Here is a 24627-nt window from a genome sequence, read left to right as displayed (position 1 = left end):
CCAGGTGCAGCACGACGACGGAATCCTTGCCGCCCGAGAACAGCAACGCCGGCTTGCTGCATTCGGCCACGAGCTCGCGCAGGATGTGAATCGATTCCGCCTCGAGCCAGTCGAGATGGTCCATGCGCGGCGCGGTGACGGGCGTAGCCGCCGCTTCGGCGGGATCTAGGAGGGTAGACATGATCGGTCTCTTCGCTTTCGATGATGAATGTGGGGGTGATCCAATGAGCCACTAGCGGCGGTTAGCGCATGCTTCGGTAGGCGATATAGGCCGCGATGGCGAGCAGCAACATGGCGAACACACGCCGCAGCGCATGGCCCTTCACCGCAATGGCTTTCGCGACGCGAATGCCGCCATGCCCGCCTACCACGCCCCCCGCCACGAGCGCCGCGGCGAGCGGCAAATCGACCTTGCCGGCCACCGCGTAATTAACGGCCGTGGTGGTCCCGAATACGACGACGGAAACGAGCGACGACGCCACGGCTTCGAGCATCGGCACCCGCGCGATGAAGTGCAGGGCAGGCACCGACAAAAAGCCGCCGCTGATGCCGAAAAAGCCCGCCACGCCGCCCACGCACGCGCCCGCGCCGGCCGTGGCGAAACCTGCTCCGGAGAGCGCCGGCGCCGTTGCCGCAACGGGGGCGCCCTGCGTGCGCACGAGCATGAGCACGGCGACGAGCGCGACGATCGTCGCCAGCAACAGCATCAGGGCACCGCCGTCCACGTGCAGAGACCAGCGCGAGCCGCCGAATGCGCCGCCCACACCCGCCGCGGCGAATATCATGCTCGTGCGCCACCGCACGAGGCCGGCGCGTGCGTAAGTCACGAGGTTCACGAGCCCCGTGACGGCGATCGCGGCGGCGGTCGTGCCGATGGCGACGTGCGGGTCGCCGACTTTGACGACGTAAAGGAGCAGCGGCACCGACAACGTGCCGGCGCCGCCGCCGATGAGCCCCAGCGCGAAGCCGATCGATAAGCCCGATAGCGCGGCCAGCATGATCTGCGTCTGCAAGGTGATTGCGATCGGCATAAGTTGTTTCTCTCAGGTTGCACGGCCGTCCGTCAGGCCGGTGCGCGCCTTGCGCGCGCACCGATACATGCGGCAGGTCTCGATGCTTTTATTTAGGTTGGCGAGTGGCGTTCTCGCGCAGCCGTTCGTTAGTCTGTCACTTCGAACGCTTCGATCAACTCGTCCAACTTGACGGGCGCGCAATCCGATCGTTGCGTGCGCGCTTGCGCGCATTGCTGCATGCGCGCGCGTACCGAAGCGAGGTATTCGGCACGGTGGCGCCGCAGCGCGAAGTCGCGGAAGTTGGTGCGTTCGAGCGTCTCCCACGCGCGCTCGCGAGCCGCGTCGGACGCTACACGCGCTGCGTCGAACGCCGCGGCGTCGATCTTCGCCGTCGCACCGGTCATGCGCTCGTAGCCGTAACGCCGCATGTAGTCGCTCGTCAGCGTCTCGATCACCGCGATCTCGTCCATCGACAGCACCTTCTTGTACTTGTCGATATTCGTCGCGATCGGGGCAAAACAATTGCTCGACCACAGCGCCGACATGCGCGAGATCTGCTGGGCCTCCTGCGAACGCGAGACGTCCACCATGCCCGGCAAGAACGCGATGCCGAAGAATGAGCAAACCTGCTTGAGCACGGCTTGCTCATCGGCCAAGAAGTCTTCGTAGCGGATCGTCATCGTCCGCTCCGGGTACTCGGCCAACACCGCATCGGCCGCGCGATGCGCCTCGAGCCAGGTATGCGTATTCAGCAGCGTATCGAAGTCGTGAATGATCGCTTTGTTCATCGACGCGATCTGCGCGCGCGGGTCGCGCACGACGTTCAGGAACAGCATGTCGGGAAATTGCCGCATCAGCGAATCGGCGTAGTGCACGCTGTCCAGCGACTTGTCCATCACCACGCGCGCGCCGCGCTGCTCGCCGGCGCGCAGCAGCAGTTCCCATACGACACGGTGAACGCTGCGCGGCTCGTGGCGAATCGCTTCGAAGATATCCACCGGGTCGAACACGATGCCCGGCCACTTGACCATGCTCGCCGCTTGCAGTCCCACGACGTCGCTCACCAACCGGAAATAGGCGCGATCGTCCTCGAGGTTGCCGTACAACGGCACGATCGGCATGAAATCGACGATGTGCAGCGGATAGGGTGAATAGAAGTCGGGATTGAAATTCAATCTCAATCGCAGTGCATGGCTTCCGCAACGACGCAGCGGAATCATCAATACCGGCCGGGGCCGCGCTTGGGCCGGCGCCCGATCTCGTTCAACGCTCATGGTCGAATCCTCACTTCTTATTGCTAGCTTCTGACTTCCGCGCTGCCGTGCGGACCCGGTCCGCCCCACGCATCGGTCGTGAAATAGTTGAAAAACGCCTCGGCGAATGCATCGAGCCGCTCGGCAGGCAGCACGTTCACGCCCGCCGCCGCCCGTCGCCCGCCACCGCTCTCGAAGCCTTCGCACAATAGGTTGGCCGGGCGCCCATCGGGGCGCGCCGACCGGACGCTGACGCAATACGAACCGTCCGCACGCTCCGTTAGGACTGCGAACGAGCGCTCGCCGCCACCGTCGCAGAGCCGGTTGGCGAACGTGCCCGAGATGCGCCTCGCCCAAGGCTCGTTCGGCAGCACGTAGAGCGCGCAGGCGTCGCCGCTCCGATACGGCGCGAGCGCGTCGGCGTGGGCCAGGTCGTCGCGGTAACCCTGCGTGAGGTCGGTAAAGCACGGCGCGGCTTCGATGAAATCCAGCGGATCGGCAAACGCATGCAGCGCGCGATACAACTCATCGGGGCGAATGCGCAGATCGTCGATCGTCTCGCCGTACGCGTTGTAGTTGAGCGTGCGCCCCAGCGTTCGTAACGATTCGATCGCGTGCTCCTTCATGCCATGCGTCAGCGCGAGTGAACGAGCGGTGGCATCGAGGTTGTCGCCGAACGCGCCCACGATGGCCCAAGGCCGATACCGTCCACCCAAGGTGCGATCGACGATCAAGCTCGTGCATACGCGCGGCGAATCGTCCCACTCGAATCGCAGCCTCGGGTGAGCGAACGCATGGCTCGCCGCGTGGTGATCGTAGTAGGCAATGCGCGCACCCGCATCGAGCAGTGCCCTAAGCGATTGCACGTTCGCATCGAGCGAGATATCGAGCACGGTCACGTCGATTTCCGCCTCCAACGGCACGCGGGACAGCAGCCCGACATCGCGCTTCACGCCCGTGACGATCACGGCATCGCGCGGTGTCGCGAGCCGCAACTGGTGCAGCGCGCACAAGCCGTCGGCGTCGCCGTTGAATACGTCGTATGCCTGCGGCGCCCGTTCCGTCGAATCAGTCGATGCCATCGCCGCCTCCGTGGCTCGCGTCGCGGCGCGCGAGATAAGCACGCAGCAACGCCACGGCACCGCCCGGTCGCAACTGCGCCGTATCGACCGTCAAAGCCGGCGCGAGCGGCGTCTCGTAAGGTGCGCTCACACCCGTGAACTGCCGCAACTCGCCACTGCGTGCCTTGCGATAGAGCCCCTTCGGGTCGCGCGCTTCGCATACTTGCAGCGACGTGCTCACGTACACCTCGACGAAGCGGGCCTCGCCGATGATGGCGCGCGCCGCCGCGCGATCGTCGCGCAACGGAGAGACGAGCGAGATGACGACCACGAGACCCGCATCGTTCATCATGCGAGCGACCTCCGCGGTGCGGCGGATGTTTTCGCGCCGATCGCTGTCCGAGAAGCCCAGATCGCGGCTCAAACCCGAGCGCAGATCGTCGCCGTCGAGCACGACGCACGGACGCCGTTCCTGCCTGAGCCATTGCTCGAAATCGAACGCGATCGTCGATTTGCCGGCGCCGCTCAAACCGGTCAGCCAAAACGTCATGGGCGGATGCCCGAATTGCAGGGCGCGCGCCTCGTCGGACAGCGCCCCGATATGGCGAAACACATTAGCCGGCGCATCGGGCGCGTGAACGTACCGCGCTCGATCGCCCTGGGTATCGGGCCCGCAAGCAGGCGCACGCTGCTGCGTACCGCAAACCGAGCCTTGTTCTTCCATGGATCGCATCTCCATTCGTTCTATCGGGCCGGCACTCGTCGAAGGCGCATGGCGCGCTGCAAACGTTTGCTCGGTGGGCGGCGATGTTCGTGTCGAATCAGGCCGGCTCATAGACGAGGCGCGCATCCGCGGTGGATCGGGCGCGCGGGGACGAGGCTATCCGCGCGCGCGTCGCGCCGCCCGCAGCACCTTCTCGCAGCTTGAACACGCTGACCGCCTCGACGAGCGCGCCGGCCTGCTCGCGCATCGACTCCGCGGCGGCAGCCGCTTCTTCGACAAGCGCCGCGTTTTGCTGGGTCACCTGGTCCATTTGCGTGAGCGCCAAGTTGATTTGTTCGATGCCGGTGGCCTGCTCTTCGCTCGCGTTCATGATCTCGCCCATGATCGACGTCACGCGCTTGACGCTGCCCACGACCTCGCGCATGGTGTTGCCCGCTTCGTCCACGAGACGGTTGCCCAGTTCGACCTGTTCGACGGAGCCGCCGATCAGCGCCTTGATTTCCTTGGCAGCCGTGGCCGAACGCTGCGCGAGCGAGCGCACCTCGGACGCCACGACGGCGAAGCCGCGGCCTTGTTCGCCCGCACGGGCCGCTTCGACGGCCGCGTTCAGCGCGAGGATGTTGGTCTGGAAGGCGATGCCGTCGATCACGCCGATGATTTCGACGATCTTTTGCGAGGCCTGATTGATCGCGCCCATCGTCTGCACGACCTCGGAGACGACGCTGCCGGCACGCTCGGAAACGTCCGAGGCCGACGCGGCCAACTCGTTGGCTTGGCGTGCGTGCTCGGAGTTGCGCTTGACCGTCGCGGTGAGCTCCTCCATCGACGCCGCGGTTTGCTCGAGCGAAGCCGCTTGCTCTTCGGTACGCGAGGACAAATCGAGGTTGCCGCTCGCGATCTGCCCCGCGGCCGATGCGATCGCGCCGGTGCTCACGTGCACCTGGCTCACGATGCCCACGAGGCTCGTACGCATCGTCTTCATCGCATGCATGAGGCTCGTGCTGTCGCCGCTCCTCACATAGACTTCGGTCGTCAGGTCGCCGGCCGCGACGCGATCGGCGGCATCGGCGGCATCGGCGGGCTCGCCGCCCAGTTGCTTGATGATGCCGCGCGTGATCAGCCACGCCGAGACGATGCTGACGACGAGCGCGGCGATCGCGAGCGCCAAGATGCCGAGGCGGCTCGTCGCGTACGATGCCTTCGCCTCCGCGGTGAGCGCGTCGTTTTGCTTGTGTTCCATCGTGCGCAGTTGCCGTACGTAGCCCCACCACTTCGCCTGAACCGGCCGCAACTCGAACCGCAGCAAGTGATACGCCTCGTCGCGCTGCCCCGCGAGCGCGAGCGCCTTGGCGCGGAGCATCATCGGTAGGGCAAGCGCGCCTTGTTCGTTGATTTGGTTCAGTAGGGCTCTTTCCTCGGGCATCGTGTCCGCCCCGGCGAACATGCTTGCGAGTTTTTCGCGGCTCGCGTCATAGGCCTGCGTTTCTTCGTCGAAACGCTTCGTTTCGATCGCTACTTGGTCTTGTTGATCCGCCTGCAGCAAAATCAGGTTACGCAAGGCGAGCGCCCGATTCGAAATGCTCTCGTCGAGCCGGTTCGCGAGCGTCGCCTCGACGGCATTGACGTCGGTGATATCGATCATCGACGTCTCGAGCTCCGACATGCGCACGAGCGCGAATGCCGTCACGAGGGCGAGCAGGATCGAAACCAGCGCAAAGCCGATTCCCAATCGGCTCGCCACCTTCATATGGGTGAAGTTCATGTCTTTGCTACCTCTAATAAAAGGACGTCTCTCACCGTCCGCGGGTGCCATCCCCGATAGCACCGGTCACAAGGCCCGTGAACGGCATATGCGTAGAAAGCCTTAAGTGATTTATCGGATGAAAACGTTTTATATGACGATATAGTTGGAAGCCGATCTGGACCCAATTCTTTTAAGTATGACTAATACTAGGGCCGAACCGATGACGATAGAACGGGGGCGCGGCCCCGAATTTGATCCGCGACAATGTCCCTCTATGGCCGCTGCTAGGTGTAAACCCCTCCGGCCGAACTCCCGTTCGATGGGAATGTGATTTTTCTTTCGTGGGAATAGTCAGGCATTCTAGGACCGTCATCTTTTTGTACGGACCGATCCGTCATGCAGGACGCCCCTGGGACCGGCGCCGAGCGCATCTTGCTCGTCCTCGCCTCGCTCGCTCGTCGCGGCAAAGCAATGTCGGTGCGCGAACTCGCCGGCGAGACGGGGCTCGCGCAAAGCACGCTCTATCGGCAGATCGCGCTGCTCAAGCGCTGGGGTTTCGTCTCCGAGGACGGCGGGCGCTATGCGCCCGGGCCCGTCAGCTTGCAACTGGCGCTCTCGTTCGATCTGGGCTCGCACTTGGTGGACGCCAGCCGCGGCGCCATGCAACGCCTGGCCCACGCGTCGGGAGAAAGCGTCGGACTCGTGGTCGCGGTCAAGGAGCAGGTCATTTGCCTCGAGATGATCGAGAGCCTGCATTCGCTTCGCTGCTCGTTCGAAAAAGGCCGCGCGGTCCCGCTCAGGGCCGGGGCCTCGGCGAAATCGCTGCTCGCGTTCATGAACGAGCGCCGCTGCGCCCAAATACTCGACGCCATGTTCGCCGACGACCCATCGGGCCGGCTCGCGTTGACCGATCAATTGGCGACGATCCGCGAGCACGGCTATGTCGTCAGCGATAGCGAAGTCGACCCGGGCGTGTGGGGCGTCAGCGCGCCGATCTTCGCGCGTTCGGCCCGCGCGAGCGAAAGCGTCGCCTCGATCACGTTGATGGTGCCGGTCACGCGCGTGCCGGGGCGCGAGGCCATGTTGATCGACGCGACGCGCAGCAGCGCCCGCGAAATTTCCCGCCGGCTGCAATCCGATTGACCGTTCCCTCGTCACCGAAGTCATTGAAAGGAGACCAACCATGAAATCGACCCGCCTCGTCGCCGCACTGCTCATGTCCGCGGCCCTCGCGCTCGGCGCCACCGCGCACGGCGCGCGCGCCGCCGACGCCGACGCGCTGAAGGTGGCCACCGATGCCACGTTCCCGCCGATGGAGTACACGGAAAACGGCGCGCGCGCAGGCTTCGACGTGGATCTCATGAACGCGCTCGCACACGCGATGGGCAAAGAGGTGCAATGGACCGACATCGATTTCAAAGGACTCGTTCCCGGTCTCGTCGCGCACCGCTTCGACATTGCGATCTCCGCGATCTACATCACGCCGGAGCGCGCGCAAGTCGTCGACTTTACCGAGCCCTACTACGCGGGCGGTCTGGTCGCGCTCGTGAAGACCGATTCGCCGATCAAAACCCTGGCCGATTTGAACGGCAAGAAGGTCAGCGTCCAGGTGGGAACGAAGTCGGTGAACTTCCTGCAGGCGCACTACCCGCAGGTACAGCGCGTCGAAGTGGAAAAGAACCAAGAGATGTTCGATCTCGTCGGCGTAGGGCGCGCCGATGCGGCCGTCACCGGCAAGCCGGCCGCCTATCAGTTCGCGCGGACGCGCACAGGCTTTCGCGTGCTCGACGAACAACTGACGACGGAAAAGTACGGCATCGCAGTGCGCAAGGACGAGCCGCAACTGCGCGACGCGCTCAATCGCGCGCTCGAAAAAATCAAGGCCGACGGGACGTACGCCGCGATCGTCAAAAAGTGGTTCAGCAGCAAGTAATGCCGTGACAGGGCTGCGCCATGGCGCGGCCTCGAGCGCAACTCTAGGATTCGATTGCTCATGCCTCTCGACTTTTCCCCCGTTTTCGCGGGCTGGACCGACATTGCGCACGGCGCCGCCGTGACGATCGAGGTCACCGCCGCGGCGCTCGTCTTGAGCTGCGCACTCGGCTTGGCGATCGGCATCGGCCGCCTCACGCCGCGACGCAGGCTCTTGTATGGCGCTTGCAGCGCCTACGTCACGTTCTTTCGCGGTACGCCGTTGCTCGTGCAGCTATTCCTGCTCTTTTTCGGCTTGCCGCAATTCGACATCATGCTGCCCGCGTTCGTGTGCGGCGTAATCGGGCTCGGGCTGTATTCGGCGTCGTACGTCTCCGAGATCGTGCGCGGTGCGATTCAGTCGGTCGATCGCGGGCAGATGGAGGCGGCGCGCTCGATCGGCATGTCGTCCTCACTCGCGATGCGCACGGTGATACTGCCGCAAGCGGTCGTGCGCATGATTCCGCCGCTCGGCAACGAATTCATCGCGTTGATCAAGAACTCGGCGCTCGTCTCGCTGCTGACCATCGACGATCTAATGCACGAGGGCCAAAAAATAATCAGCGTTTCGTATCGTTCGCTCGAGGTCTACGTGGTCATCGCGTTCGTCTATCTCGTGCTCACCAGCACGACGCACTACCTGCTGCAACGCGCGGAGCGCCGGCTGCGGGCGGGAGGGATGGTCCAATGAACGTCATGCCGCAAACCGCCGCCGCCAGTGGCGACGCCCCGATCGTCCGCATCCGCGGCCTGAAAAAGTCCTTCGGCACCCATACCGTATTGAACGGGATCGACTTCGACGTCGCGCCCTCGCAGGTGGTCGTCGTCATCGGGCCGAGCGGATCGGGCAAGAGCACCTTCCTGCGCTGCTGCAACGGCTTGGAGCAACCCGAAAGCGGCATCCTCGATATCTGCGGACATCGCCTCTTCGATCAGGGCCGCATGCTCGAGGAGCGCGCGCTCAACGCATTGCGCACGGAAGTCGGGATGGTGTTTCAGTCGTTCAACCTGTTCCCGCACTTGTCCGTACTCGAAAACGTCACGCTCGGTCCGCGCAAGCTGCGCGGCGCGACGAAGGCGCAAGCGGCCGACGCGGCCATGGCGCTGCTCGAAAAAGTGGGGCTCGCGCACAAAGCGCAGGCCATGCCGGCCAGCTTGTCCGGTGGACAAAAACAGCGCGTCGCGATCGCGCGCGCCCTGGCCATGCGCCCGCGCGTGATGCTGTTCGACGAGCCGACGTCGGCGCTCGATCCCGAACTCGTCGGCGAAGTGCTGCAAGTGATGAAGATGCTCGCGAGCGACGGCATGACGATGGTCGTCGTGACGCATGAGATGGGATTCGCGAAAGAAGTGGCCGACGTGGTCGTCGTCATGGACGGCGGCGCGATCGTCGAAGCCGGGCCGCCGCAAACGATCTTTTCGACGCCCACGCAGGCGCGCACGCGCGCGTTCTTGCAAGCCGTGCTGTCGCGCGCATGAGCGTCGCACTCGATCCGAGCGTGTGGACCGGCCGCCGCGACGCCGGCGAGCGCGGCGACACGGCCCGTGTATTCGAGTACGTGCGGCCCTACGACGGCGTCTCACCCGTTTGCGGCGGCAGCGTGCTGATCGGTTTCGCCTGCGACGAGGGGGTGCGCCGCAATCAGGGGCGCATCGGTGCGGCGCACGGTCCGCGGGCCTTGCGCCGCGCGCTCGCGGGGCTGCCCGCGCACCGCATCGGCGCGTGCTTCGATGGCGGCGATATCGTGTGCGAGGGCGCGGACCTCGAGGGCGCACAAGCGGCGCTAGGCAAACGCGTGCATCGAGTGTTGGCCCAAGGCGGCCGGCCGATCGTCCTCGGCGGGGGACATGAGCTTGCCTGGGGCACGTACAGCGGGCTGCGCGCTTGGCTGGACGAGCGAGCGAGCGCCTGCGCGGCGGAGCCGTCGCGGCTGCTCGTCGTCAATCTCGATGCGCATTTCGACTTGCGCACGACGCGCCCCGGCAACTCCGGAACGCCCTTCGACCAGATCGCGCGCGATTGCGAGCGGCGCGCGGCAGCGCTCACGTATGCCTGCTTCGGTGTCAACGATCTGGCCAATACGCGCGCGCTGTTCGAGCGCGCCGGCGAAATCGGCGCGTATTACGTGCTAGACGCCGACATGCAGGAACGCCATCTCGGCGAGCGGCTCGAGCAGTTGGATCGATTGATCGGGGCAGCCGACGATGTCTATCTGACGATCGACCTGGACGTGCTGCCCGCCGGCTCGGCGCCCGGAGTATCGGCGCCTGCCGCGTTGGGCGTGCCGCCGGCCGTGATCGAGGCGATGGTCATGCGTGTCGGCGCGTCGCCCAAATTACGCGTGGCCGACATCGCCGAATACAACCCCCAATACGATCAGGACAACCGGACGGCGCGCTTGGCCGCAAGGCTCGTTCATCGGCTGCTTTCGTCGGGCGAGCCTGGCGGCGCATCGGCAAGCGCGAGTTGAATCGGCGGCGCAGGCAGCTATCGATGAGCCCGTCAATGCCGATGCAGCAGGGACCGCAGCGGGTGGCGCCAGTCGACGCGACGCGTGCCCGGATCGCGCGCTTGCCGCAGGTGGTCCTGCCACAACTCGTCGGAAAATAGGAACGCCACGATCAATAGCGGCAGCACGAGGAATACACCCAAAATCACTCGTTCGATCACGATGAGTCTCCCGTGCCGGTACAAGGCGTCAGCTGAGAAAGTGAAATTCATTCTAAGCGCATGTCGTCCGCCTCGCGCGATCGGTCGTGCGGCTTTCGTGGGACTGCCCGCATTCATCGGTATGACGTAAGTCGCCGCTTCCGGACGGCTGCCGAAAATGGCCACCGCGCGCAATGGCACCGGGCACTGTTTTTGTCCTGTAGCTAAACCGTTATTTCGTGTTTTCCGCATCGGCGCTAAAAAATCTTTAGTTGCAGCGCCGCAAAAAGATTTTTTGATTTATTAAACGACTTAATTCGTTTTCGGTGCGCGGCCCGCACCCGGCGGGGAGCCTTGCACCGTGCGGGGGCGCCGCCTTACGGCTCGCCTGCGCCCCCGCGCGCCAAGGCCTTGCGGCCAGTCAAACGGCATCGGGGCACGAGCGAAAACGCGGTGCGACAATCCGTCGCTTTTGCAAGTGCACACAAGATGTGCTTGTTCTTTTACACGCATGTTCTACGCTGAAAACCGCGGGTTTTGTATTGCCTTTAAATACATAGCTAACCTACGTGAAAACCCGCATGGAGGCATATATGAAAAAGCGAGCCGGCATGCTTTTGATGATCGTGGGGTTGACCGCCGCCGCGACGATCGCGCAAGCGCAGGACAATGTCCTGAAGCCTCAACAGACTTTCCAATTCAAGGCGAATGCATACGGTTGCCTATCGAAAGATAAGCTCGATGCCGCCTATGGCCATGCGCAAGCGGGCGAAAGACAAAAGATGCAGGAATTCTTCTCGGGATTCCAGTGCTTGTCCGCACCCGAGCATGCCGATTTCCGGGTCGTACGCGTCGTCGGCCGGGACGTCGAATTCGTGAATGCGGCGAACCAGGATACCGAGGGTTTGTGGACCCACGCCGAATTCATCAAGCAATAAACCGCTGACTCCCTCCGACAACGGCCCGGTGCGAAACCGGGCCGCTTGGCGTTGGCCCGCTCGTTTTTCGCTATCATCACGCGCCGAGAGCGGCCGTGCGCGCATCGCGCACGCTGCGTTCCCGCCCCGCGATCGATTCGCACAAACGACGAGCTATCCTACGCCGCATGGCCCTCAAATCGACGATTTACAAAGCCGAGCTGCAAATCGCAGACATGGATCGGCATTACTACAGCGATCATTCGCTGACCGTGGCTCGCCATCCCTCCGAAACCGACGAACGGATGATGGTGCGTCTGGCCGCGTTCGCGTTTTTCGCGAGCGAGCGGCTCGAACTCGCCAAGGGACTGTCGGACACCGACGAGCCCGATCTCTGGGAAAAAGACCTCACCGGCGCGATTCAAACGTGGATCGAAGTGGGCCAGCCCGACGATCGGCGGCTCGCGAAAGCAAGCGGGCGATCCGAGCACGTGAACGTGATCGCGTACGGCGGCCGCACGTCGCAAATATGGTGGGACGGGCTGCGCGGGAAGGTGGAGCGACTGCGCAACGTGGAAGTATGGTCGCTCGCGGAAGGCGTCGGCGAGGCGCTCGCCCAATTGGCCGAACGCACGATGCGCCTGCAATTCACGGTGCAAGACGGCTCCGCTTGGCTCAGCAGCGAGCGCGCCGATCCGATCGAATTGCAGTGGACCGTCCTAAAGGCGCGCCAGCGCGCGTGAGGTGCACGAGGTACTAAGCGCCGGCGCGTTCGCGGCGTACCGGCCGCGCCGGGCCTAGGCGCTCACAGCGCCGTTGCGCGGGCCGATTCGGGCGGCCCTTTGAGTTCGACCATATTGCCCTCGGGATCGAACAGATAGAGCGATTGTCCGTAGCCGTCGGCGCCGTACCGCCGCCCTTCGGGGCCGAGCCGGGCGCCGTGCGCCGTCAAATGCGCGCTCAACTGCGCCGCGTCGTAATGCTCGACCCTTAGACAAAGGTGGTCCATATTGCGTCCCGCGCCCGGCACGCCGCTCTCGGCACGGTCGATCGAAGCGCCGGCCGCAAGCAAGTCGATCATGGACCGTCCCGCACGCAGTTGCGTGAGGCCGATATCGGCTTGTTCTTTTTCGATGGTGCAACCCAGCGCTTCGCAATAAAAACGCGCGAGAGCCTGGGGATCGGTCGCACGAATGACGACGTGATCGATTTCGCGAATCGTCGGCTTCATCGGGCATTCCTCCGTGGCGAGCGGCCGCACAGCGAACGTGAGCGGCGCGTCCAATGGAGTCGAGTGTACGGCAAAGGTTTCGCGCGAGCGAAGATGCGCCGTGGCGCCCGGCGCTTGGCGGTCCCGCGCGCGGGCAAAAAAAAGCCCGCCTTAGTGGGCGGGCTGAATCCATATCAGGAGGAGACATGGAGGAGACAGTTCCAACTATACACACGTCGATGGTGCAATGCAATATCTTTTTTATGACGGAAAATAACGAACGTTTTCCGCGAGCGTAGGAGGGCGCGCCCCGCCCGTGCCGCTGAGGCCGAGCACCGTCGCCGGCGTGGCAAGAAGACGTTCGAGGCTTTGCTCTAGAGTCGCGCGAGGCTTGTGGGGCCGCATCGGACAGCCGGCGATGCGCGGCAGAGAACCGGAATTGGACCGCAACATTCGGCGCGCATGACGCCGCGAGGACGCATAAAGTTGGCATCGTCTACCGAGCCAACATCGAGGACCCACATGGATACCGCCTACCAAACCGATACCGAGCGCTGGGACGCCGTGACCCATCGCGACGCTCAGGCGGACGGCGCGTTCTTTTATGCCGTCGCCACGACGGGCGTTTTTTGCAGACCCTCGTGCGCCTCACGTATGCCGCGTCGTGAAAACGTCGCTTTCTACGGCACGGCCGACGAGGCGCGCGCGGCGGGCTTTCGTCCCTGCAAGCGGTGCCGGCCCGACGGCTTGCCGCGCGAGCTGGCCATTGTCGAGCGCGCCTGCGCGGCGCTCGACGCCGACCCGCAAGCGCGGCTGACGCTCGCGCAGCTCAGCGAAGCCGTGCATCTGAGCCCATTCCATTTGCAGCGGCTGTTCAAGCGCGTGGTCGGCGTGTCGCCGCGCGAGTACCAGGCGGCCCGGCGCGGCGCGGCCCTGCGCGACGCGCTCCAAAGAGGAGAGGCCGTCACGCGCGCCGCGCTCGACGCCGGTTTCAATTCGCCGTCGCGCCTATACGACAGCGTCGCCGGCGAACTGGGCATGACGCCATCCGTCTACCGCAAACAAGGGGCGGGGCTGCGCGTGTATTACGCCAGCGCCGCGACGACGCTCGGCCAGGTGCTCGTGGCGGCCACCGAACGAGGCATTTGCCGGATCGCGTTCGGCGACGATGCGGCCGAGCTCGTTCAAGCCATGCGCCAGGCGTTCCTCAAGGCCGAACTCGTCGAAGCGCCCGCGCGCATCGCACCGTTCATCGATCAGATCGATGCCTACCTGCATGGCCGGCGCGAAACGTTCGATTTGCCGCTCGATATCAGCACGACGGCGTTTCGTCAGAGGGTATGGGATGCGCTGCGCCGCATTCCTTACGGCGAGACGCGCAGTTACACGCAAATCGCCGAACTGCTCGGCGTGCCGCGCGCCGTGCGCGCCGTCGCGAGCGCGTGTGCCTCGAACCCCGTCGCGCTCGCGATTCCTTGCCACCGCGTGCTGCAAAAGGGCGGCTCGCTCGCGGGATATCGATGGGGGCTCGCGCGCAAAGCCGCATTGCTCGACGCGGAAGCCCGGCGCGCGGCGATCGAGCCGGCGTCCGGCGGCGTCCTGTCCGGAGCGCATCACGACTTGGACGACGCAGCTTGAGCACGACGCACGCAACGAGCTTCGAGTTACCGTTCAAGGCACCGTACGACTGGGCGCGCGTGCTGCGATTTTTCGCGGGACGCGCGACGCCCGGCGTCGAAGCCGTGGAGGAGGAAACCTACCGGCGAGCAATCGAATGGGCGGGCGCGAGCGGCACGCTCGGCGTCGCCCGTCATCCGCGCAAGCAGCGGCTCGTCGTCACGGTCGAAGGTGAGGCGGGACGCCATGCGCAAGCCCTTGCGCCGCACGTCGCCACGATGTTCGACGTCGCCGCCGACCCCAAACTGATCGGCGCTCACCTCGGTCTCGATCCCTGGCTCGCGCCGCTCGTGCAAACCGCGCCGGGGTTGCGTCTGCCGGGCGCGTGGTCGGCGTTCGAGCTCGTCGTACGCGCGATCGTCGGCCAGCAAGTCAGCGTCAAAGCCGCGACGACGCTGATCGGCCGGCTCGTCGTACGAGCGGGCGCGCGCATCGAAGATCACCCCCATCCCGGCACGGCTTGGCGCTTCCCGAGCCCGGCCGCGCTCGCCGCTGCCGACCTCGCGAACATCGGCATGCCGGGCAAGCGCGTCGCCGCGTTGCAAGGCCTCGCGCGGGCCGTCGCGTCGGGCGAGGTGCCGATCGACGATATCCACGCCGCCCGGATACCGGCGGCGGCATTGGCGCAGGCGCGCTCGGCCCTGCTTGCGTTGCCCGGAATCGGACCTTGGACCGTCGAATACATCGCGATGCGCGCCTGGCGCGACGTGGACGCGTTCCCTGCGACCGACCTCGTCCTGATGCAGGCGATCGCCGCGCGCGATCCGTCGCTCGCACGGGCGCCTGCCCAGCGCGCGCGCACCGAGCGCTGGCGCCCGTTTCGCGCCTATGCGGCGATGCATTTGTGGAACGAAATCGCCGATCGCGCGGGCGGTCAGCGCGGCGGCTAGGCGCGCCTAAATCGCGTTGAAAAATCCACCTGCCGCAGTCGTGCCGCGGCGCGCGCACAGAATCCGCCACCGGCCGCTTTCCCAAGCCCACATTGGCTTCAAGCGAGGTTCTCGGCACGGTGTTAAAGTGCCCGCTACTCAAAAATAATTGCATCGCGGTGCGGCGCGCAATGCGGCGCGGCGCCCGATCGGCTTCGATGTCAGATAACCAAACACTCTCCCTGTCGGAAGCATTTGCGCAGCGTTTGTCGGTGTTGACCTCGCCGGCCGCACGAGGCGTGCTCGCCCATGGCTTGCGCGGTATCGAGAAGGAGAGCTTGCGCATCGAGCGCGACGGCTCGCTCGCCATGAGCCCGCATCCGCGCGCGCTCGGCTCCGCGCTGACGCATCCTTCGCTCACGACCGACTATTCCGAGGCACTGCTCGAGTTGATCACGCCGGCCGAGACCACGCCCGAGCAGGCGATCGAGCAGCTCGACCAATTGCATCGCCTCGTCTATTCGCTGTTGGGCGACGAATTGCTGTGGACGCACTCGATGCCGGGCCGGCTGCCGGCCGACGACGAGATTCCCATCGCCGAATACGGCACGTCGAACATCGGCCGGCTCAAGCATGTCTATCGGCACGGGCTCGCGCTGCGCTACGGTCGAACGATGCAGTGCATCGCGGGCATTCACTACAACTTCTCGTTGAGCGAGGAGGTGTGGCGCACGCTGCACGCGCAGCGGCCCACGAACGCTACCGCCGTCGATTTTCAGTCGGCCTGCTACCTGGCGCTGATCCGCAACTTCCGCCGCACGAACTGGCTGCTGATGTACCTGTTCGGCGCCTCGCCCGCGCTCCACGAACCGTTCCTGCGCGGACGTCCGCACGGGCTCGAGCGATTCGACGCAAGCACGCTGTATCGTCCCTACGCGACGAGCCTGCGCATGAGCGATCTCGGCTACTCGAATACGACAGCGCAAGCGGCGCTGCAACCCGACTACGACACGCTACCCGGGTATCTCGACGCACTCGCGCGCGCCGTGAGCGAGCCCTATCCGCCCTATGAGGCGATCGGCACGCACCGCGGCGGCGAGTGGGTGCAGATCAACACGAACGTGCTGCAAATCGAAAACGAGTTTTATTCGACGATTCGGCCCAAACGCGTGACGTATCCGGGCGAACGCCCGTTGCATGCGCTCGCCTCGCGCGGCGTGCAGTACGTCGAAGTGCGCTGCCTCGACATCGATCCGTTCGAGCCGTGCGGCATCAGCGCCGAAACGGCGCGTTTTCTCGATGCGTACCTGCTCGTTTGCGCGCTCGACGACAGCCCGGCCTTGCCCGCGCCCGCCTATGCGGAGGCGAACGCCAATTTCGGCCGCGTGACGCTCGAAGGGCGGCGTCCCGGATTGATGCTGACGCGGGACGGCAAGAGCGTCTCGATGCGCGATTGGGCCGACGAATTGATGGTGCGTATCGAGGCGGCCGCACGCGCGCTCGATCACCTCGGCGGTACGGATGCCCATATGCGCGCGGTGTCCGTTCAGCGCGCGAAGCTCGGCGATCCGGAGGCGACCCCTTCGGCACGCGTGTTGCGCACGATGGATGAACGCGGACAAAGCTTTCTCGCGTTCGGCATGGCGCAAAGCGAAGCGCACGCCGCTTACTTCCGCTCCCGTCCTCCCGAGCCTGACGCATTGCAGGCCGCGCGCGAGTTGGCCGAGCGCTCGCTTCAGGAACAAGCGGAGATCGAGCGGCGCGATGCACCGGCCTCGTTCGACGATTTCGTGAACGAGTACCGCGGCTATACACTCGAGCGCTTCAGCGTCTAGGTCGGGCCACGTTCGGCCCGGTCGCGTTCCGGAAGGCTCGAAGATTGAGGGAGGGCGTTCCCATGAAGACGATCGGATCGGTGCTCGCCGCCGCGTTCCTCGCGGGGTGCGCCGCGACCAATCGGGTCGATCCGGAAACGATGCAAATCGCGACCCAACCGCTCGTATGCCGTGCCGGCGAATGCACGCTCTGGTGGCAACGCGCGCGGCAATGGGTGACGGGGCATACGCAGTACGCGTTGCAAACGGATACCAGCCAAGCGATCGAGACGTCCGGGCCAACGGGCGGCAGCGGTGCGCCCGCCTTCCAAGTCACGCTCGCCCGCAATCCCGACGGCTCCTCCACGATCGGCTTCGCCGCGCACTGCGACCGTCCGGTGGCCGGGTGCCGTCCCGATCCCTGGAACGCGGCTGCCGATTTCAAACAATTCGTCAGATCGGGCGCCGAGCCGGCGCAAGGTCAGCCGCCCCGATAAGGCCACCGAAGCCGCCGAGACCGGCGGCCCGCCCTCGTCAATGCCCCATCGCGGCGCCCGCGCCGCGCTTGGGCTTGGTAATCCACACGAGCACGGCCAAGAGGACGAACGCGGCGCACGAAATGCGGAAGAAGTCGTTCGTCGCCATCATGTAGCCTTGCTGCGTCACGAGCGCATTCAACTGCGCGCTGATCGTATTGCCGGTCATCCCGAGCGAGCCGAGTGCGCTCTGATAGGCCGTGGTGCTTGGCGAATACTGGGTGACCGATTCCGACAACACCGCGTGATGGTAAATCGCGTCGTTTTCCCAAAACGTGGTGCTGATCGCCGTGCCGATCGCGCCCGCGAGCGTACGCAGAAAGTTCGACAGCCCCGATGCGCTCGCCAGCCGTTCGTCGGAAATGCTCGAGAGCGTGATCGTCGTCATCGGCACGAAAAAGCAGGCCACGCCGATGCCTTGCACGAGACGCGGCAAGATGACATGGCCGAACGGCACGTCGAGCGTAAACGTACCGTTCCAAATCGATACGATCGCGAATACCGTAAAGGCCAGGCTCGCGACCATCCGCAAGTCGAGCCGGTGCAAATTGCGGCCGATGAGCGGGGACAACACGAGCGCGAGCAGGCCGACGGGCGCCGTCGCCAGCCCTGCGAGGCCGGCCGTATAGCCCATCACCGTCTGCAGCCACAGCGGAAAGATCACGACCGATCCGAAGAACGTCATGTAGCCGAGAAAGATGATCAGCGCACCGAGGGCGAAGTTGCGGTCCTTGAACAGCGTCAAATCGATGACGGGCGTGTTGTCGGTGAGCTCCCACGCGAGCAGGAAGGCGAGGGCGACCGCCGCGATCAACGCAAGGGCGACGATGAACGTCGAATTGAACCAATCGCGGTCCTTGCCCAAGTCGAGCATCATCTGCAGGCACGACACGCCGACCACGAGCAGCGCGAGACCGACGGCATCGATGCGCTGCTTGGTCGTCTTCGTCTCCCGGCCGCGCAGCAGGAAATACGACGAAGCGGCCGCGATCAAACCGATCGGCAAGTTGATGTAGAAGATCCACGGCCATGAGTAGTTGTCGGTGATCCAACCGCCCATGACCGGCCCGAAGATCGGCGCGACGATCACCGTCATCGCCCAGAGTCCCAGCGCCAGCCCGCGCTTTTCCGGCGGATAGCTGCGCATCAGGATGGTCTGCGAGAGCGGTACCATCGGTCCCGAGACGAGCCCCTGCAAAAGCCGGAAGGCGATCAGCGACGGAAAATTCGCGGCCAAGCCGCACAGCGCCGAAGCCATCGTGAAGGCCAACACCGACATCGTGAACAAGCGCACTTCGCCCACGCGCCGCGCGAGCCATCCCGTGAGCGGCACCGCGATCGCGGCGGCCACCGAGTAGGAGGAAATGACCCAGGTCCCGTCGCTCGTCGCCACGCCCAGGCTGCCCGATATCGTCGGCACCGCGACGTTGGCGATCGAAGTGTCGAGCACCTCCATGAAGGTGCCGAAGGCGAGGCCGACCGTGAGCAGCGCGAGCGCGCCGCCCTTCAATGGGGCCGGACCGGCCTGCGGCGCCGAAGCCGCATTCGTCATGCACGTTCTCCTTGTTCTCGTCCGGCGGGCGCCTCGAGAAGGGCGCCGGCTTCGTCGTGGGGTTGGACCGTTGGGCGCCAATATCGCGATATTTGATTGCCTTGTCAATATTTTTCTATGCAATCATGGCTGCGTCCTGTAATTCGTCCCGTGCCGGTAACGGCCGTAACCTGTCGTAACGCCGAGCGTGTGCCCCCTGCGTTACCATCGGCATCGGCCCTTCGCACGGAAATCCTCGTCGGCATGCTGCCCCCTCGCCTTTACTCTCTGCGCGCCGCGCTCGCCTGCGCCGCCGCCATCGCCACGCTCGCCGGCTGCGCCGTCGGTCCCGATTACCATCGGCCCGGCACGCCTACCGCCGCGCAGTACAAGGAAACGCCGGCCGGATGGAAGGTGGCCGAACCGGCCGATCGCGCCGATCGCGGCAACTGGTGGTCGATCTACGGCGATGCGAGGCTCGATGCGCTGATGGACGAGCTCAATGCGTCGAACCAAACGATCGCACAGTACGCGGCCGCGTACCGGCAAGCGCACGCGCTCGTGGCCGAGGCGCGGGCGGCCTACTTCCCCACGCTCGGGCTATCGGCTAGCGCGACGCGCTCGGGGCAGCAACTTTCGCGCGGCAACGGCGCCGGTGCGTCGAGCAGCGGCATCGGCAACGTGTTCAGCACCTCGCTGGATGCATCGTGGGAACCCGATTTGTGGGGCAAGGTGAGCCGCAGTGTCGCGGCCGAAAAGGCGGGGCAGCAGGGCGCCGCGGCAGACCTCGCCAACGCGCGGCTGTCGGCCCAGGCCACGCTCGCCCAGACGTATTTCCAGTTGCGCGCGCTCGACGCGCTGCAACGGTTGCTGGACGACACGGTGAGCGCCTATGCGCAGGCGCTCAAGCTCACGCAGAATCAATACGCGCAAGGCGTAGCCGCGCGCGCGGACGTCATTCAGGCTCAAACGCAATGGCAATCGGCGCAGGCCAGCGCGATCGACAACGGCGTCGCGCGCGCACAAAACGAGCATGCGATCGCCGTGCTCGTCGGACAAAGCGCCTCGACCTTCTCGCTTCCGCCGATTCCGCTCGACGCGCAGCCGCCGTCCGTGCCGGTGGATGTGCCGTCCGCGCTGCTGGAGCGGCGCCCGGACATCGCGGCAGCCGAACGTCGCACCGCCGCGGCCAACGAGCAAATCGGCGTCGCGATCTCGGCTTACTTTCCGTCGCTCACGCTGTCGGCGCAAGGCGGCTATCAGAATTCGGTGCTGTCGAATTTGTTCACCCTGCCGTCGCGGTTTTGGAGTGTCGGACCGCAACTCGCGGCCACGTTGTTCGATGCCGGTCTGCGCCGCGCGCAGACCGAAGCCGCCCGCGCCGCTTACGATCAGCAAGTGGCCGTCTACCGGCAAACGGTCTTGGGTGCGTTTCAGGAAGTCGAGGACGCGCTGGCCTCGCAACGGATCCTCGCGCAGGAGGTCGTGGTGCAACGCGAAGCCGTGGACTCCGCCAAGCAGGCGCTCGCCATCGTCACCAACGAATACAAGGCCGGCACCGTCGCTTATGTCAGCGTATTGACCGCGCAGACCACCGCCTTCTCCGCCGAACAAAAGCTCGCGAATTTGGCGGGGCAGCGGATGATTTCGTCGGTCGGGCTCGTCAAGGCGCTCGGCGGCGGATGGGATGCCGCTCGGATCGATCCGCTAGCGGTTGTAATCGAGCGAAACGGTCCCGTCGCCGCTCGGTCGTCCGAGCAGGTTCAGCAGCCCCGCTAGATTGTCGCGGGCCTCGCCGGTCGCGCTCGCCTGGCCGTGGAAGGCACTCGCGTTCGCGCTGATCGTACCGTGCCCGCTCAGCAGCAGCGAGCCGCTCAGCGTGGATAGATCGATCGTCGAGGAATCGCCTTGCGATTGGAGCGCCACGCGGTAGGAGCCCAGCGGCTTGACGGGCGATACGCGCGAGCTCATATCGGTCAGCGTCACGACGAGCTGTCCGTATGCGCGCGCGCCGAGCAGCCGCCAAGGCGTCCACGCGAGCTGCACGGCGCCTTGCAAATCGAGCGTGTTGAACGGCGCGCCCAAACCGGCGAGCAGCGCCGCCGGCACCGCGATTTCGCCCGATGTGACCGTGGACGATCGCGCGGATGCGTCGACCTCGATCGCCGCCGGCATGGCGGGCGTCTGCCGCATGCGCATCTTCAACCGGCCCGTGAACAGCGGCCAAAACGCCGTGTCCCAACTCACGCGGCCCGGCAGTAGCGTGCCGGCGCCCGCACCGCCGCCGGCCGCGAGCACCAGCGTGGCCGAGCCGTGCCAGAGCGACCCGGAAGGATCGACGAGATCGACGTGACCCTGCGTGGCCTTCGCGAACTGCGGCGTGATCCAAGCCGCGGGCATCATGGCGGTGAGCGTGACGCCGCTCGAGACGAGCGCAATCACGAGCCACGGCAGTACGGCGAGCAAGCGCCGTCCCAACCCGTTCATGCCCAACCTCGCGTCTCGTACGGCGTGCGAGCGCCGAGCGCGCTCGTCAACGACACCGCCGTCATTGAGCGGACCTCGAAGGCGCGGTGGCCGGCTGCAACATCACCGTGAGATCGACTTGCCCGTCGTCCTTCAGCGCCGTCGCATGCAGTTCGGTGACGCGCACCTTGAACTGCTTGCGCGCATCGTCGAGCCACATCGTCCAAGCAGGGAACGAAGCGTTCTTCGCGTCGATCTGCACCGCGTCGCCGGTCAACCGCAATTGCGTCGTCGCGAGACTGGCTTGGGCGAGCGACGCGGTCAGCGCATCGCGCAGGGCGCCGCCGGTGGGCGCGGCCCCCTGCGCGGCCGGCGCGAGCGCGCGTGCTTCATCCGCCTGCGCCGTCATCTGCGCGATCTGGCGTTGCATTGCCGGCAGCGTCTCGCGCAGATGCGCGCGGCCTTGCTGTGCCGGCGCCCACAACACCGAATAAGCGACGACGACGGCAACGGCGGCGCCGCCCCACGTCAGCAACATTTTTTCGCGCGCGGTGCGCGGCTCCCAGAATCCGGCCCAGAGCTCGCCGATTGCGCCCAGATTCATTGCCCGCCCCCGTTTCGAATGACCCATTTACCCGTGTTCGTATCGATCTCGCCACCGAGCCCGTTTTGCGCGAGCCGCTGCGTGAACGCGGGATCGGGTTTGACGCCGGGTTTGAATGCCACCTCCAGGCGCCGATCGTGATAATCGAGCGACGCGATGCCGTTCACCGGCACGCCGCCGAGCGAGTGCTCGAACCGTGCGGCCAGCGACAGGTAATCGCCGGGAGACATCTCTCCGGCCGCGACGCGCAAATGCTCGAGCTGCGTCGTCATCTGCGAGGCCGGATCGAGCACGACGGTCGTCTTCGGGAACGCGTTGAGCAGCAGCTCCGTCATCTGCGCGTTCAGTGCATCGTGCTCGCGCACGAGCATCATCCACTGCACGTTGGCCCCGATCACGGCGGCGAGCAGCGCCGCGCACGCCAGCGCGATCGGCAAACGCAGCCGGCGCAGCGTCGCGCGATCGAGCCGCCAGGGCCGCGATTCGAATTCGAACTGGCACAGATCGAAACGGCTTTCGAGCGCATTGTGAGCGAGCGTCTCGAACGAAAGCGGCGCCACGCCCACATGCACGCCGTGAGCCGGCATCGCCTCGCCGGCCAGTGTCGGCTCCCCGCCGGGCAATCCCGCCAATTCATAGGCCGTCACCGGGGCCTCGCCCGCCAGGGCGGCCAGCGTACTGCCCAGCGCCGAAAGCGGCACGGCCAGCCCCTCGCCGTGTTCGCCGCGCGCCAGCGCGAGTTCGACGCGCGGTTCCGCCGCATCGACGAACGCCGGTTCGGGCGTCGCCGCGAGCACGGCGTCGGCCAAAATCGCGGGCGCCGTCTGCGCGACGGTGCCGAGTACGGCCGCAACCAACGGCGCCGGTACGGACGGCGGCGTCTCGGCGTTCGGCGCACCGGCCGTCTGCGCGAGCGCCTCGGCCTCGGCCTGCTCCAGCACGGGCTCCTCGCTTGATGCGGGCAAGGCCGCCGCGGGGAGACAGCGCGTCACGGGCACCGCACGCAAACTGCGATGACCCGCGGCGTTGAAGGCCTCGACGATAAAGCGGAACCAGCCCCGATCGATGACGGCCAACATACGCTTGCCGTCCGCGAGCGGCTGCGGGTCCAGGGCGATATGACAGGTTTGCGCATCCTGGATCAGGAAATCCTCGACGACGTTCGGCAAGGCCTGCTTGAGCCGCGGCCCTTTGACCGGCGGCAACGGCGCGGCCAGCATCAGCAGGTCGCGGGCCGCGACGATCAACACCGTCGTGGAGGCGCGCGGCAGAAATGCCAGCGCCGCGCGGCCCGCGCGTTCCTTGCGCCCGGTCTTGTCGAGAAGGATGAACGGCATCTCGGGGAGTTGCCATTCCTGCGACGGCACCGCCGGATCTCGCGGCGGCAGTAAGACGATCAACGTGCTCAAGGCCCGTCCTCTCTTGGTTTCGAATCGAGTTCAAAGCTGATCGCGCACACGCACGACACGAGTCGTATGCGTGAGCGGATCGCGATAAATGAGCGTCGTGCGATCGACTTCCGCTCGCTCGTACTGCACGCGGCCATGGACTAAAAAGTAGCTCGTCGTCACATCCATGGGAAGTTGGCTGATATCGAGGCCCGGCGCCAGTGCGCCTGCCCCCTGCAAAGCAAGCTGCACGTCGGACGTATTGCGGAAAAACGCGCTCTGCCGGCGGGAGACCAGAGATTGCGCGCTCGACAGCGACATGCCCGGCACCATCGCGGCGATGACCTCCGCCGGAGCCGTATTCATATTGACCGGGGTTTGCGTCGGCAGCACCGTCACGAACGGGCGCAACCGCGCCACCATCTCGGGCGTGAAACCCGGCACGTTCAATAGCGAATCGGCACTCGTGAATTGCAGCGGCTCGGCGTCGATGCTGCTGCTGCTACCTTCGTCTTGAAGGCCCGCCTGATCGGTGGCGTTATTGCCTGCGGCGGCGCTGCCGGGCTGCGGCGCTCGCGCCGCCGACCCGAGGCGATTGCTGAGCGGCGTCTGGAAACGCGTCGCCGATTGCAGCAACGACGCGCGCATGCGTATCGCCACCGTCTTCGCCAAGCCGCCGTCCAAGCCCAGCAACGCCAGCAAGCGCGCGAAAATCGCCGCCTCCGTCTGGTCGATTTGCAGCAACCCGGGCGCGGGAACCGAGATCAGATTGCGCAAATTGAATCGCGCCTGCGCATCCTCGATCGATCCCGACAAGTAGGTTTGCGCGCCTTCGGCGGCGTCGGCCTCGCTCACCTTGCCGAGAAAATCCGAGAGCCGCGTTTTCGCGATGGGCACGGCCCAAATGCCGCCGAGGTAGGTGACGGTGGGCGCCGTGTCGGCCTCCGAGCGCAGGATCAGACGCGTCCAATCGACGGCGCCGCGCGACACCCACAACGCCTGCGACATCAGCCGCTGGTTTTGAATGCGGCGAATCTGCACTTGCTGGCGCCACAGCACGCCCGCCACGAGGATGGCCGAGAGCGTGACGACCAGCAGCGCGCTGATGATCGCCGCGCCGCGCTGGCGCCGCGCGCTAGCGGGGGGCCTCGCGGGCCTCGTGGCAGGACGCCTGGATGAAGCGAATCGCGCGCGCATCG

General features: G+C 65.6%; 24 protein-coding genes and 1 pseudogene. 12 read left to right on the top strand and 13 right to left on the bottom strand.

The genetic code is table 11. The features are described 5' to 3' along the window. From C0Z18_RS05290 to C0Z18_RS05265, 6 genes and pseudogenes are all read right to left on the bottom strand, one after another. Positions 1-181, bottom strand: a pseudogene (locus tag C0Z18_RS05290) (sulfate adenylyltransferase subunit CysD); the annotation flags it as partial. A 61-nt stretch (positions 182-242) separates the two neighbouring features. Next, positions 243-1031, bottom strand: coding sequence for a sulfite exporter TauE/SafE family protein (locus tag C0Z18_RS05285; protein ID WP_102644302.1), 789 nt, complete (start codon positions 1029-1031; stop codon positions 243-245). A 128-nt stretch (positions 1032-1159) separates the two neighbouring features. Further along, positions 1160-2287, bottom strand: a complete 1128-nt coding sequence (locus C0Z18_RS05280) for a sulfotransferase family protein (protein ID WP_102644301.1) — start codon at positions 2285-2287, stop codon at positions 1160-1162. A 23-nt stretch (positions 2288-2310) separates the two neighbouring features. Beyond that, on the bottom strand, positions 2311-3348 hold the full coding sequence (locus C0Z18_RS05275) for a DHH family phosphoesterase (RefSeq protein WP_102644350.1): 1038 nt from the start codon (positions 3346-3348) through the stop codon (positions 2311-2313). Beyond that, entirely contained in the window at positions 3335-4051 is a 717-nt protein-coding gene (gene cysC / locus C0Z18_RS05270) for an adenylyl-sulfate kinase (protein WP_102644349.1), read from the bottom strand. The genes C0Z18_RS05275 and cysC overlap by 14 nt, the downstream gene beginning before the upstream one ends. A 97-nt stretch (positions 4052-4148) precedes the next feature. Further along, positions 4149-5813, bottom strand: a complete 1665-nt coding sequence (locus tag C0Z18_RS05265) for a methyl-accepting chemotaxis protein (protein WP_102644300.1) — start codon at positions 5811-5813, stop codon at positions 4149-4151. 378 nt (positions 5814-6191) lie between these two features. On the opposite strand from C0Z18_RS05265, the gene C0Z18_RS05260 reads away from it, so the two are divergent. From C0Z18_RS05260 to hutG, 5 genes are all read left to right on the top strand, one after another. Next, positions 6192-6938, top strand: a complete 747-nt coding sequence (locus tag C0Z18_RS05260; protein ID WP_102644299.1) for an IclR family transcriptional regulator — start codon at positions 6192-6194, stop codon at positions 6936-6938. A 73-nt stretch (positions 6939-7011) separates the two neighbouring features. Further along, positions 7012-7728, top strand: a complete 717-nt coding sequence (locus C0Z18_RS05255; RefSeq protein ID WP_408646962.1) for a transporter substrate-binding domain-containing protein — start codon at positions 7012-7014, stop codon at positions 7726-7728. A gap of 60 nt (positions 7729-7788) precedes the next feature. Beyond that, the gene (locus tag C0Z18_RS05250; RefSeq protein WP_102644297.1) at positions 7789-8457 is read left to right on the top strand and encodes an amino acid ABC transporter permease; all 669 of its coding nucleotides are present in this window, start codon (positions 7789-7791) and stop codon (positions 8455-8457) included. A 5-nt stretch (positions 8458-8462) separates the two neighbouring features. Next, complete coding sequence (locus tag C0Z18_RS05245) at positions 8463-9245, top strand: amino acid ABC transporter ATP-binding protein (protein ID WP_102644348.1); 783 nt, start codon at positions 8463-8465, stop codon at positions 9243-9245. Further along, on the top strand, positions 9242-10237 hold the full coding sequence (gene hutG / locus C0Z18_RS05240; protein ID WP_102644296.1) for a formimidoylglutamase: 996 nt from the start codon (positions 9242-9244) through the stop codon (positions 10235-10237). The genes C0Z18_RS05245 and hutG overlap by 4 nt, the downstream gene beginning before the upstream one ends. Positions 10238-10269: 32 nt before the next feature. On the opposite strand, the gene C0Z18_RS33150 is transcribed toward hutG, so the two are convergent. Next, a complete protein-coding gene (locus C0Z18_RS33150) occupies positions 10270-10437 on the bottom strand; it encodes a hypothetical protein (RefSeq protein WP_199189389.1) in 168 nt (55 codons plus the stop codon). Between the two features lie 572 nt (positions 10438-11009). Between C0Z18_RS33150 and sap1 the strand changes: the two genes are divergently transcribed. Continuing rightward, positions 11010-11354, top strand: a complete 345-nt coding sequence (gene sap1, locus C0Z18_RS05230; protein ID WP_102644347.1) for a surface attachment protein Sap1 — start codon at positions 11010-11012, stop codon at positions 11352-11354. Positions 11355-11521: 167 nt separating this feature from the next. Beyond that, positions 11522-12076: a YaeQ family protein gene (locus tag C0Z18_RS05225; protein WP_102644294.1), complete on the top strand. Its 555-nt coding sequence runs from the start codon at positions 11522-11524 to the stop codon at positions 12074-12076. Between the two features lie 62 nt (positions 12077-12138). On the opposite strand, the gene C0Z18_RS05220 is transcribed toward C0Z18_RS05225, so the two are convergent. Beyond that, positions 12139-12564 carry a VOC family protein gene (locus C0Z18_RS05220; RefSeq protein ID WP_102644346.1) on the bottom strand — a complete coding sequence of 142 codons (426 nt, stop codon included), beginning with the start codon at positions 12562-12564 and terminating at the stop codon, positions 12139-12141. Between the two features lie 501 nt (positions 12565-13065). On the opposite strand from C0Z18_RS05220, the gene ada reads away from it, so the two are divergent. From ada to C0Z18_RS05200, 4 genes are all read left to right on the top strand, one after another. Beyond that, positions 13066-14181, top strand: a complete 1116-nt coding sequence (gene ada, locus C0Z18_RS05215; protein ID WP_102644293.1) for a bifunctional DNA-binding transcriptional regulator/O6-methylguanine-DNA methyltransferase Ada — start codon at positions 13066-13068, stop codon at positions 14179-14181. Continuing rightward, positions 14178-15110, top strand: a complete 933-nt coding sequence (locus C0Z18_RS05210; protein WP_233217032.1) for a DNA-3-methyladenine glycosylase family protein — start codon at positions 14178-14180, stop codon at positions 15108-15110. Before ada ends, C0Z18_RS05210 begins: the two co-directional genes overlap by 4 nt. Positions 15111-15307: 197 nt before the next feature. Then, positions 15308-16924, top strand: a complete 1617-nt coding sequence (gshA, locus tag C0Z18_RS05205) for a glutamate--cysteine ligase (protein WP_102644345.1) — start codon at positions 15308-15310, stop codon at positions 16922-16924. 62 nt (positions 16925-16986) lie between these two features. Then, entirely contained in the window at positions 16987-17400 is a 414-nt protein-coding gene (locus C0Z18_RS05200; RefSeq protein WP_102644291.1) for a hypothetical protein, read from the top strand. Between the two features lie 37 nt (positions 17401-17437). On the opposite strand, the gene C0Z18_RS05195 is transcribed toward C0Z18_RS05200, so the two are convergent. Beyond that, positions 17438-18991, bottom strand: coding sequence for a DHA2 family efflux MFS transporter permease subunit (locus C0Z18_RS05195; protein ID WP_102644290.1), 1554 nt, complete (start codon positions 18989-18991; stop codon positions 17438-17440). A gap of 243 nt (positions 18992-19234) precedes the next feature. Here C0Z18_RS05195 and C0Z18_RS05190 point away from each other — a divergent pair, with 243 nt between their 5' ends. Beyond that, positions 19235-20749 (top strand): efflux transporter outer membrane subunit, encoded by a 1515-nt coding sequence (locus tag C0Z18_RS05190; protein WP_102644289.1) that lies wholly within the window; start codon positions 19235-19237, stop codon positions 20747-20749. On the opposite strand, the gene gspN is transcribed toward C0Z18_RS05190, so the two are convergent. The 4 genes from gspN to gspK form a co-directional block, all read right to left on the bottom strand. Further along, positions 20678-21457: a type II secretion system protein N gene (gene gspN / locus C0Z18_RS05185; RefSeq protein WP_102644288.1), complete on the bottom strand. Its 780-nt coding sequence runs from the start codon at positions 21455-21457 to the stop codon at positions 20678-20680. The genes C0Z18_RS05190 and gspN overlap by 72 nt on opposite strands. 61 nt (positions 21458-21518) lie before the next feature. Beyond that, a complete protein-coding gene (gspM, locus tag C0Z18_RS05180) occupies positions 21519-22040 on the bottom strand; it encodes a type II secretion system protein GspM (RefSeq protein ID WP_102644287.1) in 522 nt (173 codons plus the stop codon). Beyond that, positions 22037-23449, bottom strand: coding sequence for a type II secretion system protein GspL (gene gspL / locus C0Z18_RS05175; RefSeq protein ID WP_102644286.1), 1413 nt, complete (start codon positions 23447-23449; stop codon positions 22037-22039). The genes gspM and gspL overlap by 4 nt, the downstream gene beginning before the upstream one ends. Before the next feature lie 30 nt (positions 23450-23479). Continuing rightward, on the bottom strand, positions 23480-24625 hold the full coding sequence (gspK, locus tag C0Z18_RS05170; protein WP_102644285.1) for a type II secretion system minor pseudopilin GspK: 1146 nt from the start codon (positions 24623-24625) through the stop codon (positions 23480-23482). Positions 24626-24627 lie beyond the last annotated feature (2 nt).

It is taken from the genome of Trinickia dabaoshanensis, from assembly GCF_002879885.1.
Classification (GTDB): Bacteria; Pseudomonadota; Gammaproteobacteria; order Burkholderiales; family Burkholderiaceae; genus Trinickia; species Trinickia dabaoshanensis.
This window is presented reverse-complemented; position numbering and strand designations above follow the sequence as displayed.